General features: G+C 68.3%; 14 protein-coding genes. 9 read left to right on the forward strand and 5 right to left on the reverse strand.

The features are described 5' to 3' along the window. Positions 1-8: 8 nt before the first annotated feature. A complete protein-coding gene (locus BCR15_RS03865; protein ID WP_068750607.1) occupies positions 9-761 on the reverse strand; it encodes a hypothetical protein in 753 nt (250 codons plus the stop codon). Positions 762-802: 41 nt separating this feature from the next. On the opposite strand from BCR15_RS03865, the gene BCR15_RS03870 reads away from it, so the two are divergent. Continuing rightward, a complete protein-coding gene (locus BCR15_RS03870; RefSeq protein ID WP_068750609.1) occupies positions 803-1,777 on the forward strand; it encodes a 4-hydroxy-3-methylbut-2-enyl diphosphate reductase in 975 nt (324 codons plus the stop codon). A 6-nt stretch (positions 1,778-1,783) separates the two neighbouring features. On the opposite strand, the gene ilvA is transcribed toward BCR15_RS03870, so the two are convergent. After that, on the reverse strand, positions 1,784-3,049 hold the full coding sequence (gene ilvA / locus BCR15_RS03875) for a threonine ammonia-lyase IlvA (RefSeq protein WP_078919723.1): 1,266 nt from the start codon (positions 3,047-3,049) through the stop codon (positions 1,784-1,786). A gap of 92 nt (positions 3,050-3,141) precedes the next feature. On the opposite strand from ilvA, the gene BCR15_RS03880 reads away from it, so the two are divergent. Next, entirely contained in the window at positions 3,142-3,537 is a 396-nt protein-coding gene (locus BCR15_RS03880; protein WP_068750613.1) for a hypothetical protein, read from the forward strand. Positions 3,538-3,540: 3 nt separating this feature from the next. Here the strand turns inward: BCR15_RS03880 and BCR15_RS03885 are convergent, their stop codons facing one another. After that, positions 3,541-5,097, reverse strand: coding sequence for a DNA recombination protein RmuC (locus BCR15_RS03885; RefSeq protein ID WP_068750615.1), 1,557 nt, complete (start codon positions 5,095-5,097; stop codon positions 3,541-3,543). Between the two features lie 95 nt (positions 5,098-5,192). Here BCR15_RS03885 and BCR15_RS03890 point away from each other — a divergent pair, with 95 nt between their 5' ends. From BCR15_RS03890 to BCR15_RS03910, 5 genes are all read left to right on the forward strand, one after another. Beyond that, the gene (locus BCR15_RS03890) at positions 5,193-6,458 is read left to right on the forward strand and encodes a M18 family aminopeptidase (protein WP_068750617.1); all 1,266 of its coding nucleotides are present in this window, start codon (positions 5,193-5,195) and stop codon (positions 6,456-6,458) included. Positions 6,459-6,519: 61 nt separating this feature from the next. Further along, positions 6,520-7,050, forward strand: a complete 531-nt coding sequence (locus BCR15_RS03895) for a DUF421 domain-containing protein (protein WP_068750619.1) — start codon at positions 6,520-6,522, stop codon at positions 7,048-7,050. A 90-nt stretch (positions 7,051-7,140) separates the two neighbouring features. After that, positions 7,141-8,238 carry a redox-regulated ATPase YchF gene (ychF, locus tag BCR15_RS03900; protein ID WP_068750621.1) on the forward strand — a complete coding sequence of 366 codons (1,098 nt, stop codon included), beginning with the start codon at positions 7,141-7,143 and terminating at the stop codon, positions 8,236-8,238. Positions 8,239-8,246: 8 nt separating this feature from the next. Further along, positions 8,247-8,477 carry a hypothetical protein gene (locus BCR15_RS15060; RefSeq protein ID WP_068750623.1) on the forward strand — a complete coding sequence of 77 codons (231 nt, stop codon included), beginning with the start codon at positions 8,247-8,249 and terminating at the stop codon, positions 8,475-8,477. Between the two features lie 357 nt (positions 8,478-8,834). Beyond that, on the forward strand, positions 8,835-9,929 hold the full coding sequence (locus tag BCR15_RS03910; protein ID WP_068750624.1) for a PIN domain-containing protein: 1,095 nt from the start codon (positions 8,835-8,837) through the stop codon (positions 9,927-9,929). A 15-nt stretch (positions 9,930-9,944) separates the two neighbouring features. Here BCR15_RS03910 and BCR15_RS03915 read toward each other — a convergent pair whose 3' ends face one another. After that, positions 9,945-10,967, reverse strand: a complete 1,023-nt coding sequence (locus BCR15_RS03915) for a putative endonuclease domain-containing protein (RefSeq protein WP_068750626.1) — start codon at positions 10,965-10,967, stop codon at positions 9,945-9,947. A gap of 491 nt (positions 10,968-11,458) precedes the next feature. After that, the gene (locus BCR15_RS03920) at positions 11,459-11,743 is read right to left on the reverse strand and encodes a hypothetical protein (RefSeq protein WP_141680029.1); all 285 of its coding nucleotides are present in this window, start codon (positions 11,741-11,743) and stop codon (positions 11,459-11,461) included. A 393-nt stretch (positions 11,744-12,136) separates the two neighbouring features. Here BCR15_RS03920 and BCR15_RS03925 point away from each other — a divergent pair, with 393 nt between their 5' ends. Beyond that, complete coding sequence (locus BCR15_RS03925) at positions 12,137-12,688, forward strand: hypothetical protein (RefSeq protein WP_068750630.1); 552 nt, start codon at positions 12,137-12,139, stop codon at positions 12,686-12,688. Positions 12,689-12,826: 138 nt separating this feature from the next. After that, a complete protein-coding gene (locus BCR15_RS03930; RefSeq protein ID WP_176715183.1) occupies positions 12,827-14,761 on the forward strand; it encodes an ATP-binding protein in 1,935 nt (644 codons plus the stop codon). Position 14,762 lies beyond the last annotated feature (1 nt).

A 14,762-nucleotide genomic window follows, 5' to 3' on the forward strand; every position in this document is an offset into this window, starting at 1 on the left:
CCGGTCCCTCAGTCCCAGATCCCGGAGGAGCACGTGGCGTACCAGGTGCCGTGGACCACGTTGCCCACCTCGAGCGGCGTCTCGGCGGGGACGGCGCACGTGATGTCGACGGCGCCGCGGCCGGTCACGTACTGGAACTCGGCGCCGGTCAGCTCGTTGCGGCGCCGCTCCACGGCGGTCACCTCCACGCCCATGAGCACGGCGGGCGACGCCTCCTGCGGGGGGATCGCGGCGGCCTGCAGCGCCAGCAGGGACGGCGAGATGAGCGCGTCGGCCGCGATCCGGAGGTCCCCGCCGGGGGCGGCCTCCGGCGAGGCCTCGAACGCGGCCGCGTCGTCGTACACCGTCACCTCGATGGCCAGCGCCCCGACGCGCAGGTCCTCGACGACGCTGTACTGCCCGCCCGGGGCGAGGTCGTGCTGCGGGTAGGCGACCGGGTCGTCCACGAGTGCGACGAACTGCGCCAGCAGCGGCCCGGGGGACTCGGGGCCGTACAGCGCGACGCGGGCCAGCAGGTCCGTGAAGCGCACCACCTGGGCGCGGTAGCGGGTCTCCGCGGCGAGTGCCCCCGTGGTGCTGACGCCCTGCCCGGTGCGCTTGACGAAGCTGAGCCGTGCGCCGCTCGGATCGGAGTAGCTGCCGACCAGGTCGAAGCCCGGCGCGGAGTCCACGCCGCGGACGCCGGCGTCGAACGCGGCCTTGACGAGCTGGTCCAGGGACTCGGCGTCGAAGCCGACGGCGTGGAGCTGGGGCGAAAGCATGCGGCTAGGGTACCGGCGGGGTTCCACCTAGACTGGGCGCCATGACTAGCGTTGCCCCGGCCACCAAGCGTGTCGTCGTCGCAGCCCCGCGCGGGTACTGCGCGGGCGTCGACCGCGCCGTCGTCACCGTCGAGAAGGCGCTGGACCTGTACGGGCCGCCCGTCTACGTGCGCAAGCAGATCGTGCACAACAAGCACGTCGTGGAGACCCTCGAACAGCGCGGCGCCATCTTCGTCGAGGAACTCGACGAGGTGCCGACCGGCGCCACGGTGGTCTTCTCGGCCCACGGCGTGTCGCCCGCGGTGCACGCGGAAGCCGCCGACAGGGGGCTGAAGACCATCGACGCCACCTGCCCGTTGGTCACGAAGGTGCACCACGAGGCCAAGCGGTTCGCCGCCGAGGGCACCCAGATCCTCCTCATCGGCCACGCCGGCCATGAGGAGGTCGAGGGCACGATGGGGGAGGCCCCCGAGCAGACCATCCTCGTGCAGTCGCCGGCCGACGTCGACGGCCTCGATCTCCCCGAGCACGGCAACCTCGCCTGGCTGAGCCAGACCACCCTCTCGGTCGACGAGACCATGGAGACCGTCGGCCGGCTGCGGGAACGGTTCCCGCTGCTCATGGACCCGCCGTCTGACGACATCTGCTACGCCACCCAGAACCGTCAGCTGGCCGTCAAGCAGATCTCTCCCGGGTGTGACCTGATGATCGTCGTGGGGTCGCGCAACTCGTCGAACTCCGTCCGCCTCGTCGAGGTGGCGCTGGAGGCCGGGGCCAAGGCCTCCTACCGGGTGGACAACGCGGCCGAGATCGACCCGGCTTGGCTCGTCGGCGTGAACTCCGTCGGCGTCACCTCCGGGGCGTCCGTGCCGGATGTCCTCGTCCAGGGGGTGCTCGACTACCTGGAGTCCCAGGGCTTCCCGCCCGCCGTCGAGGAGCGCCTCACGGAGGAGACGCTGCAGTTCGCGCTCCCCCCGGAGCTACGCAAGGACCTGCGCCGCGCAGTCAAGCACTGACGGACGTCACACCAGGAACTGGAAGAAGGGGCTGTCGTAGGCCACCTCCTGCGCCGTCATGCCGCACTCGTCGATCCGCCGCAGCAGGAACGGGTAGTCCCCGGGGTTGCCGAGCTCGACGCCCACCAGCGCCGGGCCGGTCTCCTTGTTGTTGCGCTTGACGTACTCGAAGTAGGTGATGTCGTCCTCGGGGCCGAGCACGGAGTCGAGGAACATGCGCAGCGCCCCGGGCTGCTGCGGGAAGTCGACGAGGAAGTAGCGCTTCCGGCCCTCGTGGATGAGGGAGCGCTCGACGACCTCCGCGTAGCGCGACACGTCGTTGTTGCCGCCGGACAGCAGCACGAGCACGCGCGACCCGGTCGGGATCTGCACCCGGGGACCCACCCCGCCCGTGGGGAGTGCCGCGGCGGCCAGCGCGCCGGCGGGCTCCGCGATGATGCCGTCGGTCTGGTAGAGGTCCAGCATCTCGGAGCAGACCTGGCCCTCCGGCACCCGGACCAGCTCGACCCGGGCCTCCCGGATGACCTCGAAGGTGAAGTCCCCGACGCGCTTGACCGCGGCGCCGTCGACGAATGTGTCGATGTCGTGCAGCACCACCGGCCGGCCGGCCGAGATCGCGGCCGCCACGCAGGGCGCCCCCTCGGGTTCGACGCCGATGATGCGCACCTCGGGGTGGGCGGTCCGCAGCCACGCGGCCGCACCCGCGATGAGACCGCCGCCGCCGACCGGCAGCACGACGACGTCGGGCACGAAGCCCAGCTGCTCGAACGCCTCGACGAGCAGCGTGGCCTGGCCGGCCGCGGTCCGTTCGTCGTTGAACGCCGGCACGAGAACCTTCCCCTGGGCGGCGAGGCGGGCGGCCTCGTCGGAGGCGTCGTCGTAGGACGCGCCGTGGAGGACGAGGTCGATGTGGCCGTGCCCGATCTCCAGGATCCGCTGGCGCTTCTGGCGTGGCGTGGTGTGGGGCACGACGACCGTGGCCTGGATGCCCAGGGCGGCCGCCGAGAACGCGACGCCCTGCCCGTGGTTGCCGGCCGATGCGCAGACGACGCCGGCGCGCTTCTCGTCGTCGGACAGCTGCGCCATGAGGTTGTAGGCGCCGCGCAGCTTGTAGGAGCGCACCGGCTGCAGGTCCTCGCGCTTCAACCAGATCTCGGAACCGGTCGCCCGGCTGAGGCGCGCGTTGAGCTGCACCGGGGTCCGGCCGGCGATGCCGGCCAGGCGGTCCACGGCAGCGGGGATCTGGGCGGCGAGATCGGTGAGGGCGCTCATGGGGCCCATTGTCGTCGTCGCCCGCCGCCGGGGCCAACCGTGTCACGTCGGTGGCACGATGGAGGGAGGCCGACGATGGGAGGTGGTGCTCCGTGGACACGGATCAGACGGGCGCCCCGGGCGGACGCGACGCCGCGTTCCGCCGCCCCGGATCGAGCGCGGGCCCGGCTCAGCCCTGGCTGTTCGGCCGGGAGGACGACACGGGTCAGCCGACACCGCGCCACGGTGACTGGACGACGGCGCGCGCAGCCACCCACCCGCCACCCGAGGGCGACGGCGGAGACTGGCTGCGCGGCCCGGGGCCGGGCGTTCCGGTTGCGGGGCGGCTGGACAGCGACGGGGTCGACGAATCGGCGCCCCGCTGGTTCCGCATCGTCGGGGGAGCTGTGATCCTCCTCGTGGCGGCGTTCGCGCTGGGGGCCATGCTGTCGCGGCCGTGGACCGGGGACGGGCCACCGGGACCGGTGCCGACAGTCACGCGGCGGTAGGGCTCACGTCTCCGTGGTGCCCGTGCGGGGCCGCAGGTGCCGCACCGGGGCGTCGACGAGCGGGGGCTCGTCGACGAGGCCCTCCAGCGCTCCCTGGTCCAGCTGCCGGAGCTCCTCGAACTCCAGCATCTCGGGCACCGCGATCTGACGCGGCGCCTCCGCCGACACCACGGAGACCTCGGGGAGGTCCGACGACACGATCCCCAGCTCCCTGAACTTGCGGGCCGTGACCATGACACGGCCCTCCACCGCGCCCACGGCCTTGTTGTAGTGCCCGAGGGCGCTGCCCAGCGCCCGCCCGAGCTTGTCGAAGTGCCCGCCCAGGGTCGCGAGCCGCTCGTAGAGTTCGCGACCGAGCCGCGAAACCTCTGCGGCGGTCTCTGCGATCGCCACCCGGTGCCAGCTGCTGGCGATCACCTGCAGCTGGGGGATGAGCAGGCCAGGCGAGGCCAGCACGACCTGGCGGCGGGTGGCGTAGTCGTGCAGTGCCGGGTCCTGTTCGAGGGCCAGGCGATAGAACTCGTCCGAGGGCAGGTAGAGCACGACGAACTCGGGCGAGCCGGCGTCGAGCGCCCAGTACGTCTTCCCGGAGAGGTCGTCGACGTGCTTGCGGACGTGCCCGGCGAACGTCTTGAAATACGCCTTCTGGGCCTCCTCGTCCTCCGTGTTGTAGGCCTCGAGTGCCGCCGACAGCGGCACTTTCGAGTCGACGAAGATCACGTTGCCGCCGGGGAGGTTGACCCGCAGGTCCGGCCGGAAGCGGCCGTCCTCGGACGAGTAGGTGCGCTGGGCGTCGAAGTCGCACCGCTCGGTGAGCCCGGAGATCTCGACGATGCGCTTGAGGCTCTGCTCGCCCCAGGCGCCCCTGACCTGCGGGGTGCGCAGCGCGTTGCTGAGGCTCATGGTCTCCCGCCGGATCGCGTCTCCCGAGAGGCGCACGGCCTGCACCTGCTCCCCGAGTTCGGCGGCCATGCGGACGCGCTCCTTCTCCACCTCCTGCAGCCGCTCCTGCAGCTGGCGCAGCCCGTCGGTAAGGGGAGAGACCAGCTGTTCGGTGGCCTTGAGCCGGGCCGAGGCCGCCTCGTCGGCCTGCCTGGACTGGCGCTCTAGCGACTCGGCCGACAGCACCTTGAACCGGTCGAGCAGGGCCTCCCGGTCCGCCGCGAGCTGCTCGGCGCGGTGCAGGGCCGCGTCCCTTTGTGCCGTCACCGCCGCCACCTCCGCGGCGACCTCGGCGTCACGGCCCTGGCCCTCCGCGAGCCGGCGTTCTGCGTCCGCGACGGCGGCCCGCAGCTCGGCCTTCTCCGCGAGGTGCTGTGCGACCTCCGCCTTGACCAGCGCGGTCTCCTCCCGTACCCGCGACGCCTCCTGCCATGCCCGGGCCGACTCCTGCCGCGCGTCCGACAGCGCCAACTGTTCGGCTGCTCGAGCCTGCTGGGCCGCCTGGTCTGCCTCGCGCGCCGCTTCCGCCGCGCCCCGCCGTCGCCCGACGACGATGCCTCCGGCGAGGCCGGCGGCGAGGGCGATGAGGGCCAGGAGAATGGCGGTGAGAACGTCCATGTCCCCACTCAATCAGAGCCCCCCGACAAAACCGTGCTGCCACTCCGCCGACCCGGCGCGGCGCCCCGGCTGAGGGCCCGACTACGGTGGGACGCATGTTCGCCGACGCCTCGCTGCACACCGATGACCTGGCCGCCTTCGTCGCCGCCTCACCCACCTCACTCCACGCGGGGGAGGAGCTGGCCGCCCGCCTCCGGGCGGCGGGGTTCGAGGAGCTGGACCCGCGGCGGCCGTGGCCGGCGGTGGCCGGGCGGCGGTTCGTGCGGCGGGGCGGCTCCGTCGTGGCCTGGGTGGCTCCCGAGGAGCTCGATGACGAGGCCGGATTCCGGATCGTCGGCACCCATACCGACTCTCCCACCTTCAAGATCAAGCCCGGTGCGCCCATCCGCTCGGCGGGCTGGGTGCAGGCCGGCGTGGAGATCTACGGCGGGCCTCTCATCAACTCCTGGCTCGACCGCGACCTGGGCGTCGCGGGGCAGCTGGCCACCGTCGACGGCGCCACCCACCTCGTGCGGACCGGCCCCGTCGCAAGGATCCCGCAGCTGGCGATCCACCTGGACCGGTCCGCCAACGAGAAGCTGACCCTGGACAAGCAGAGCGCCACGCAGCCGGTACTCGGCGTGGAGGTCGCCGTCGACCTGCTCGCGCACCTCGCGGGAATCGCGGGGGTGGAGCCCAGCGACGTGGTGGCGCACGACCTGGTCCTGTTCGACACCCAACGCCCGGCCCTCATCGGCCTGGAGGGCGAGTTCCTGGCGTCGGGGCGCCTCGACAATCTGGCCTGCACGCACGCGGGGCTGGCGGCCATCGAGTCGGTGCGCCCGGGCGGCGATGTCGCGGTGTTCGTCGCGTTCGACCACGAGGAGGTCGGCTCCGCCACGACCACCGGCGCCGGCGGGCCGGTGCTGCAGGACGTGCTGGACCGCATCGCGGCCGGCTACGGCCTCGGCCTGGACCAGACGCGGGCCATGCTCGCGCGATCCAGCTGCATCTCCGCCGACACCGGGCACCTGGTGCACCCGAACTACCCGGGCCACCACGACCCGGTGAACCGGCCGCTGCCCAACCAGGGACCGCTGCTCAAGCTCAACGCCAACCAGCGCTACGCGACCGACGCCGTGGGCGCCGCGATCTGGCACCGGGCGTGCGCCGAGGCGGGGGTGCCCACGCAGCCGTTCGTGTCGAACAACGCGGTCCCCTGTGGGTCGACCATCGGCCCCATCACCGCCACCCGGCTCGGCATCACCACCGTCGATGTGGGTGTCGGTCTGTTGAGCATGCACTCCGCGCGCGAACTGTGCGGGGTCAAGGACCCGTGGTACCTGGCGCGCGCCGTCGAGGCGTACTGGCAGGGCGCCTGAGGCCGTTCGCTGAGGTCGCTCCCGGTGCACCGGCTGGGCCCGAGAATGCGACGCTAGTGGCATGTGGTTCGAGTCCTGGTCCATCCTCCTGCGCATCCTGCTCGTCGGCAGCGCCACGTACCTGACGCTGATCGCGCTGCTCCGATTGACGGGCAAACGCACACTCAGCCAGCTGAACGCCTTCGACTTCATCGTCACGGTCTCGATGGGGTCCGTGCTGGCGACGGTCCTCACCAGTGCGGACACGACGTGGGCCCAGGGAATCACGGCGCTGGGTCTCCTCGCGGCGCTGCAGTTCGTGGCCGCCTTCCTGGCGTCCCGCTGGTCACCCTTCCGGAGCGTGGTCACCTCGCGGCCCGCGATCCTGTTGTTCGACGGCGACGTGCGCCCAGACGAGTTGGCGCGCCACCGTTTGACGGAGTCCGAGCTCTACCAAGCCGTCCGCATGAGCGGCACAGGTGACCTATCCCAGGTCAAGGCCGTGGTCCTCGAGACCAACGGGACCTTCAGCGTCATCACCCGCGACAAGTATGGCGAGGGGAGTGCGCTGCAGGACTCGCTGCTCGGGGAGGGCGACTCCCCACACGGGTGACCGGTCGCCGCATGAGGAAGCACCCTGATGTGACAAGGGGGGATGGCGGGTGTTCGGCCAACGTCGCCTCGGCCGGTAGGCTGGCCCCTCGTGGCACTCACCATCGGAATCGTCGGCCTCCCCAACGCCGGCAAGTCGACCCTGTTCAACGCGCTCACCCGCAACGACGTGCTCGCGGCGAACTATCCGTTCGCGACGATCGAGCCCAACGTCGGCGTCGTCGGCGTGCCGGATCCCAGGCTCGCGAAGCTGGCCGAGCTGTACGGGTCGGAACGCATCGTCCCCGCGACCGTCAGCTTCGTCGACATCGCCGGCATCGTGAAGGGGGCCTCGCAGGGTGAGGGGATGGGCAACGCCTTCCTCGCCAACATCCGCGAGGCCGACGCGATCTGCCAGGTCACCCGCGTGTTCGATGACGAGGACGTCACGCACGTCGACGGTGAGGTCAACCCCGCCAACGACATCGACACCATCACCACCGAGCTGATCCTCGCCGACCTCGCCACCGTCGAGAAGGCGCTGCCGCGCGTCGAGAAAGAGGCGCGAATCAAGAAGGAGTCCCAGCCGAGGCTCGCGGCCTACCAGGCAGCCAAGGACGCGCTCGAGCACGGAAAGGGCGTGCGCGCAGCGGGCCTCGACGTGGAGGAGCTCCGCGACCTCTTCCTGCTCACCGCCAAGCCGTACCTCTACGTCTTCAACTGCGACCAGGACGAACTCGGCGACGAGGATCTCAAGGCCCGCATGCGCGAGCTCGTGGCCCCGTCGGAGGCCATCTTCCTCGACGCGAAGTTCGAGTCGGAGCTGGTCGAGATGGAGGAGGACGAGGCCCGCGACTTCCTCGCCGAGATGGGTGTGGACGAGCCGGGGCTCGACGTGTTGGCCCGCGTCGGCTACGACACGCTCGGCCTCCAGAGCTACCTCACGGCCGGCCCCAAGGAAGCCCGCGGGTGGACCATCCCCAAGGGGGCGACGGCGCCCGAGGCGGCCGGGGTCATCCACACCGACTTCCAGAAGGGCTTCATCAAGGCCCAGGTCATCAGCTTCGACGACCTCATGGCGGCCGGCTCCGAGGCCGCGGCCAAGGCGGCGGGCAAGATGCGGCTTGAGGGCAAGGACTACGTCATGCAGGACGGCGACGTCGTGGAGTTCCGGCACGGAGCAACCTCTGCCTCCGGCAACAAGAAGTAGGCGCTGGCATGGCAGAAAGCACCACTGAGAACTTGTTCCGCGAGTTCTACGGGGCCTCGACGTTCATCGAGAAGCGCGACATCCCGAAGAAGTTCGGCTTCCGTTCCAAGCGCAAGGGCTCGACGGACGACGAGGTCGACGCGGCGTCGAGGGCGCAACAGGTCGTCGCCTGGCAGACCCTGACGCCCGAAGCGCTCGCCTTCCAGCACTGCCTCTCGGCTCAGGGCGACGGCTCGTAGCCGTGCATTGACGCGCGTGCCGTGCCCCGCCCTGATCCCCGTTCAGGGGCACGGCTCTACGACGTGGGACGGACGGACATCGGGGCCCCGTGTGATCGACCAGTACCTCGAGAGAATGGTTGTTTGCCCGAATGCACGTGTCGGACGCAAAGGCCGTATTCGACTGTCGTGTAGCCTTCCGGATCGACCCGTCTAGTAAGGAATATTGCAGGACATAGTTTTAAGACACCTTGGCGGTGTCTGGGCGCACCCAGGGACCGTCTCGCCCACAGTCCCGGCAACTGGTCGGTTTCAGGACACGAGAGTCGACCGACTTCTGAACGGGTCGGAAGGCACCCCGCCCAATATTCTTTGGGCATGCAGCCAGTCGTGATCATCGATACGAACGCCCTCTACGGCCGGAAGCCGTTCACTCAGGCGTACAGCGTGCGGTTGCTGGCTCTCGCCGAGTCCGGACACGTCAGGTTGATCGTCCCGGAGGTGGTCCTGCTCGAACTCTCGAGGCAGTGGCTCGAGGAGGTGCAGGGGAAGTCGGCCGAGGTCCTTACGGGAGTGAAGAAGCTCAACGAGGCATTCGTCGAGTTTGAACTCGGGCAGGTCGGGCTCGAAGTCCCCAAGCCTGACCGAACTGCGTTCTACGACTATGCCGAGAACTTGTTCCGCTCCAAGCGTGCCGAGATCCCATCGCCGCCCGAAGTGTCCGTAAGAGATCTCCTGGCCAAGGAGATCGAGGTCAGGAAGCCATTCGCCAGACAGGGCACCGGCTTCCGCGACGCGCTGATCTGGGAGACCGTTCGCGAGCTCTGCGCCGACCTGGACGATCCGGAGACACCGGTTGTATTCGTCACGAACAACCACACGGACTTCTGCGACAGGAAGGGCGGCAGCCTCCACCCGGACCTGAGGGAGGACCTCGCTGCAAGTCAGGCCTTCGACGTCGTCCCCTCGCTCCGCCACCTGCTGGACCATGAGGCAGTCGCACCGCTTGCTGAGGCCTTCCGTGTAATCGAGGACACCTTCACCCCGGATCGCCTCGAGGAGCTGGTCGACAGCGCAATCGCAGACCTGCACGGCGTCGACGTCGAAGAGGCGCTCGGCGTACACGTCGGCGACGGCATGTACGAAGTGCCGATCAGTACAGGGCTCAGTGGCGCTGCATTCGAGGAGATCATGTTCGAGGAGGACACCATCTCCTCCGAGATCTACCGAGCCGGGGACGAGCTGACAATCCGCGTAACGGTGGACGCCGACTGCAGCTTCGACGGCTACATCGACAAGAGCGACTACTTCCTCCACGACGAGGCTCCTGGGTTCTCTGTGTTGGAGGACTGGAACGACTACGTCTTCAGGGCATCCGTGCTAGGGCGGCTGCGCTTCACGTTCAGCGCGTCCTTCACCGAGGCGACCATGGAGGACATCGTGCTGTCGCTCGACGAGGCTGAAGAGATCTGAACGCCGCGAGGTCGTTCACCGCATCCGCTCGGTCAGCTGGTCGAAGAACTCGGCGAGCATCGTGCCTGCGTCGTCTCGCATCAGCTCCGCTCCACCGAATCGGTAGACCTCGTACCCAGCAAGCCTGAGCCGGCGGTCTTCTGCAACCATCTCGCTGTACAGCGCTGGGCTCGCGGTGTCGCCGTTCGCGTAGTGCTGCTTCCCATCCACCTCCAGCACCACGCGATGCCGACTGGAGAACAGGATGAGGAAGTCCATCCGCTGCCGAGCCAGCGGGCTGCCGCTCTGGCCAGAGGTCTGCCTGGCGCGTTGGGTCGCAGGATCGAAGTGCAGGTAGACCTGCGGGATCAGGGCCGGGATGTCGAAACCATCCTTGTAGCGAGCGGCGTAAGCATCGAACACCTGCAACTCGACCGGGTTGTCGTCCAGGGAAGCCCGCAGACGCTGGTGCAGGTCCAGCCCGATGTCGCGTGCTGGCACCGCGTCGTCGAAGCCCTGGCGCTTGCGCCACCACTCGATCAGCGTGCTGTACGACAGCCCGTCTGCAGGAATTGGCTGGTCGAAGATCAGGCAGAACTCGGCATTGCGCACGATCTCGATGTCGTTGTTGAGGGCGTCCCGGAGTACCAGATCAGGCTTGGGTCCGTTGGCCGCGAAGATCAGGTTCTTGGCTGGCGACCCCACCCCGCCGCCGCGGTCGTACTCGTTGAGCAGGGCCTCCAAGTCCTCCAGCAGCGTGCCGGTCACCTCGAGCTCCGTGGTGATGCGCCGTGCGAGGGCTACTAGGCGGGGAAGGTCCCAGCCGTGGGTGTAGCCCTGGATGACAGCGCGCTTGGTGAAATCCGTATCGGTCGGTTGGCTGTCGGCCAGGAGCCAGGGCAGCTTCAGCTCTTCGTCCAGCACTACTTCGAGGTCGCGACGCGTGTAGCTGTGGATGAGCGCTTCCTCGATCGCGCTGCGGAAGGAGCGCGACGAGACCTTCACCGGCACCTTCGGTGCGTCGGCGAGGACCCCCTCGAAGAAGTTGAAGCTGTTCATCCCACCATTGTCGCCGCCGGGCCCGACTGATGGGTGGAGGCCAACCAGGCGCAGCGAACCCCGGCAGCGTCGCCACCGGAGTCCGGGTCCGTCCTACTTCTGTACTTCTTCGCCTGCGTCGTCCACGGTCATCGGAGCCAGCAGCGACTCCAGACCTCCCGCACTACTGGCTCGACCGCCTCGTGCTTCCTCCCCGTGGAGCTTCACCGCTCGCGGCTTCTGGGTTGACGCCGAGCCTGTCTCCGACTCGGTGCAGCCGGTCAGCCCGAGCACTGCCGTTCCCAGCAGCAGTGCGGCTATCGGCCTCTTCATGTCCCCTGGATGTAGAGAGGCCCCGGCTTCCACCGGGGCCTTCTGGTCGATTTCCTAGCCGCAGGGGCTGTCCGGATGCGCTGGCCGGAAGGTCGTTCCCGTCAACCTCAGAGAGGTCCAGCGGCTTGCTCGGATCGGCTTCCATGGTCTCGGGATCGGCAGCATGCGCCTGCCGGAGTTCAGCCCCGGCCGACCTCCTTACCGCCTGGCGCTTCGAAGACGAGCTGATTGCCCTTGATGACGCCCAGATGCTCCTTGACCAGTGTCGGAGCGCCGTCCTCGCAGGTATAGGTGCTGAGGGTGGCGTTGCCCTGGTCGTCAACGACCAGCCGCTGGCCGTGGTCATTGCCGAAGGTGTAGGCGTGGAAATACGTGCCCTGTTCGAGCGACACGGTGGCCGGTGCAGCGATCGTGCTGCAGTTCCCTCGCAAGAGAGGGTTGTGTGCGCAGGCGTGGGTGCGCATGTGCACGAACCCCCAAATCATCCGTCACATAAGTAACAAGTACAGCAAGTACCCTGTCTGACCTGCCTGTTTGGGTGTTGCCGATGGTGTTTCTGATGGTCAAGACATCCGTAACATCCGTAACGCTTCGCCTGCACCCCTCCACTGGCTCGCGACGTCGGCGCACCATCTCGCATGCACCACGGGCGGCACCTGCCTCGTGCTCACCCTCATCTCTGACCTCTCCTCCATGACGTGGAACTCTGACGAATGAAGACCGAGGCCCGCTGGCCGACAGGCCGGATCTCCTTGCCAGCATGTGATCCCGCGTGCTCGTCAGCACCTTTACCCGGCTGAGGTGGCTCGTGCCGGCAGTGCCGCCGGCATGCCCCAGTGACATGGCAGGATCGAGCCATGGATGTCCTCGCGCTGGTGATCTCGGCCCTGTCGCTGCTCGTCGCCGGCGTCGGCACCTACCAAGCGAACAAGCGCGCCAACGAGGCACTCGCCGAGTCGCGCAAGGCGGCCGAGGACGCACGCTGGTTCGCGGTGCAGGAAGCCGTGCAGCGCCTCATCGGGTTCGATCCCACCGCAGAGCCGGTGGGGGAGCGGCTGGCCAACCTGCGCATCACGTCGATCGCGCTCGTGGACCAGCTCGAAGGCTGGGACGGCATCGACTCATGGCTGGAGGCCGAGCGCACTCTGGGCGCGACCATCGGCCGGCAGGTGATGAAGGCGGCCAAACCCGGCGACACCGTTGAGCGGCGGGTGCGGAACCTCGACCCGCTGATGAGCTGGGCGCACGCGCTGAGCAGTAACCTGCGCCATTTCCGATCAGTCGGCCACGATGCCGCAAGCCTCGCCAAGCTCCAGGCCAACGCCGAGGAGCACGTCAAGGACATCCATGCACGCCACGGCTGGGATCTGCCGCCTCGGACCAACCCTCGGATCCAGCCGTTGGAGTAGATCTTTTTGCTTGGCAGCGGAGCGATAGCAACAAGGCGTCGTGGACCGCCTGCAGGCCCCGCCGCGGTCGCGATGGATGTCGCCGTCTACTGGCACACTGAGGTCATGCCTCGGGTTACCCTCACAGCTGGAAACGACTTGGTCCAGCGTCTCGCGGGTGAGACCGATCCGGTCCGAGCGGTCATCGAGCTTATCTGGAACAGCCTTGATGCTGACGCCAACGAGGTGTCGGTTATTCTCGACCGCAACGTCGCGGACGGCATTGTCGGCGTCACCGTCCGCGATGACGGCCTCGGCATGAGCCCGGAACGGGTCGAACAGGACTTCAAGTGGGTGGGGAACTCCTGGAAGCTCGGGGCACGCGTCACCGAGCGCGAGAAGCGACCCCTGCACGGCAGGCTCGGCCAGGGGCGTCTGCGCGCCTTCGCGCTGGGAACCCGCATCACCTGGGAGACCGTTGGCCAGGAGGCCACGGGCGCGTTCAAGAAGACTCGTGTGTCGTCGACAATCGACCATCGCAACGACTTCTCCGGCCCCGATCCTGTCGATGCCCAGGGGCCGACCTACACGGAGTTCCGAGCTGAAGGCCGCGACTCGCTCGGCCGGCTCGAAGGCGACTCTGCGCGGCCGCGCATCGGTGCCGCCCTCGCTCTGCATCTGCTGACTTTCCCGACGATCGAAGTCCGGTACGACGGAGTCAAGATCGACCCCGCCGCAAACATCGAGCGCGAGATGACGCACGAGCTGAAGTGGTCCTTCGACGGAGCCGACCGCCGCGCCGCACTGAGAGTCGTCGAGTGGCGGGATGTGCAGGGCCGGACACTCTATCTCTGCGACGAGAAGGGCGTTCCCGTCGATGAGACGCCGATCAGGCGCTTCGCCGACTTCAACTTCGCTGCGTACGTCCTTTGGGCGGACATGGCGGAGCATGCCAACGAGGTGCTGCTCGTCGATATGGAGCAGGAGGCCTCCCTGCTCGGATCCCTGATGCAGGTCGTGGACTCCACGCTCGAGGACCACTTCGAGGCTCGCCGGGCCGAGCAGCGTCGCGAGCTCGTCGGTCGCTGGAAAGAGACCAAGACCTACCCCTACGAAGGCGATCCCGCCTCGGAGGAGGAAGTGGTTGAGCGAGCGACTTTCGATGTCGTCGCGACCGCTGTTCGCCGGCACATTCCCAAGACCCGCGGCCAGGAGAAGCTGACGCTTGGTCTCCTCAAGGACACGCTCCAACGGAACCCTGACGGCGTCAAAACGCTCCTGAACCAGTACGTCGGGCTCACCGAAGGCGAGAGCGAAGAACTCGATCGACTTCTTGAGCGCACGCCGCTCTCAAGGCTCATCCGGGCGACTACCGACGTGACCGACCGCCTGGACTTCCTGAGCGCTCTTCGCGAGATCGTCTTCAACCCCGAAGCCAAGGGGCTGGTCAAGGAGCGCGACCACCTGCACAAGATCCTGGAGCGCGAGAGCTGGGTATTCGGGGAACAGTTCAACATGATGAGCTCTGAGATCGGTCTCACCCGAGCGCTCGAGCAGCACCTCAGCATGCTTGGCCGCGAGGGGGAGCCCACTACGAAGGTCACGAAGACCGATGGCAGCCAGGGTCGCCTGGACTTGATGTTCTCCCTGGCTGCGCCCGAGCACGAGACGAAGCGGCATCTGGTCGTGGAGCTGAAGGTCCCCTCTGTGGTTGCGTCGTACAAGGAAGCCAACCAGATCAAGGGCTATGCGCGTGCGATCGTCGAGGACCCGCAGTTTGCCGGCACACACACCGTCTGGGACTTCGTGCTCGTCGTGAGCGACTACAACAACGACGTGCGGCGCGACATCAACCAGCGTGGCCGTGAGTCGGGGTTGCTCGACGAGTCCGAGCTCGACCCGAACTCCCCATTGCGCTACCGGGTTTGGGTGCGGCGCTGGTCGGAGATCCTCGAGTCCGCGGACCAGCGCTTGCTCTACTACAAGCGCGGCCTGCAGCACGATGCCTCGCTCATCGACGTCAAGCGCTATCTGCGTGATCACCACGCGGACGTGCTGCCGGAGGGGTTGTTCTCGGAGGATGGCCCGAGCTAGA

The sequence above is a fragment of the Tessaracoccus lapidicaptus genome, assembly GCF_001693815.1.
GTDB lineage: Bacteria > Actinomycetota > Actinomycetes > Propionibacteriales > Propionibacteriaceae > Arachnia > Arachnia lapidicapta.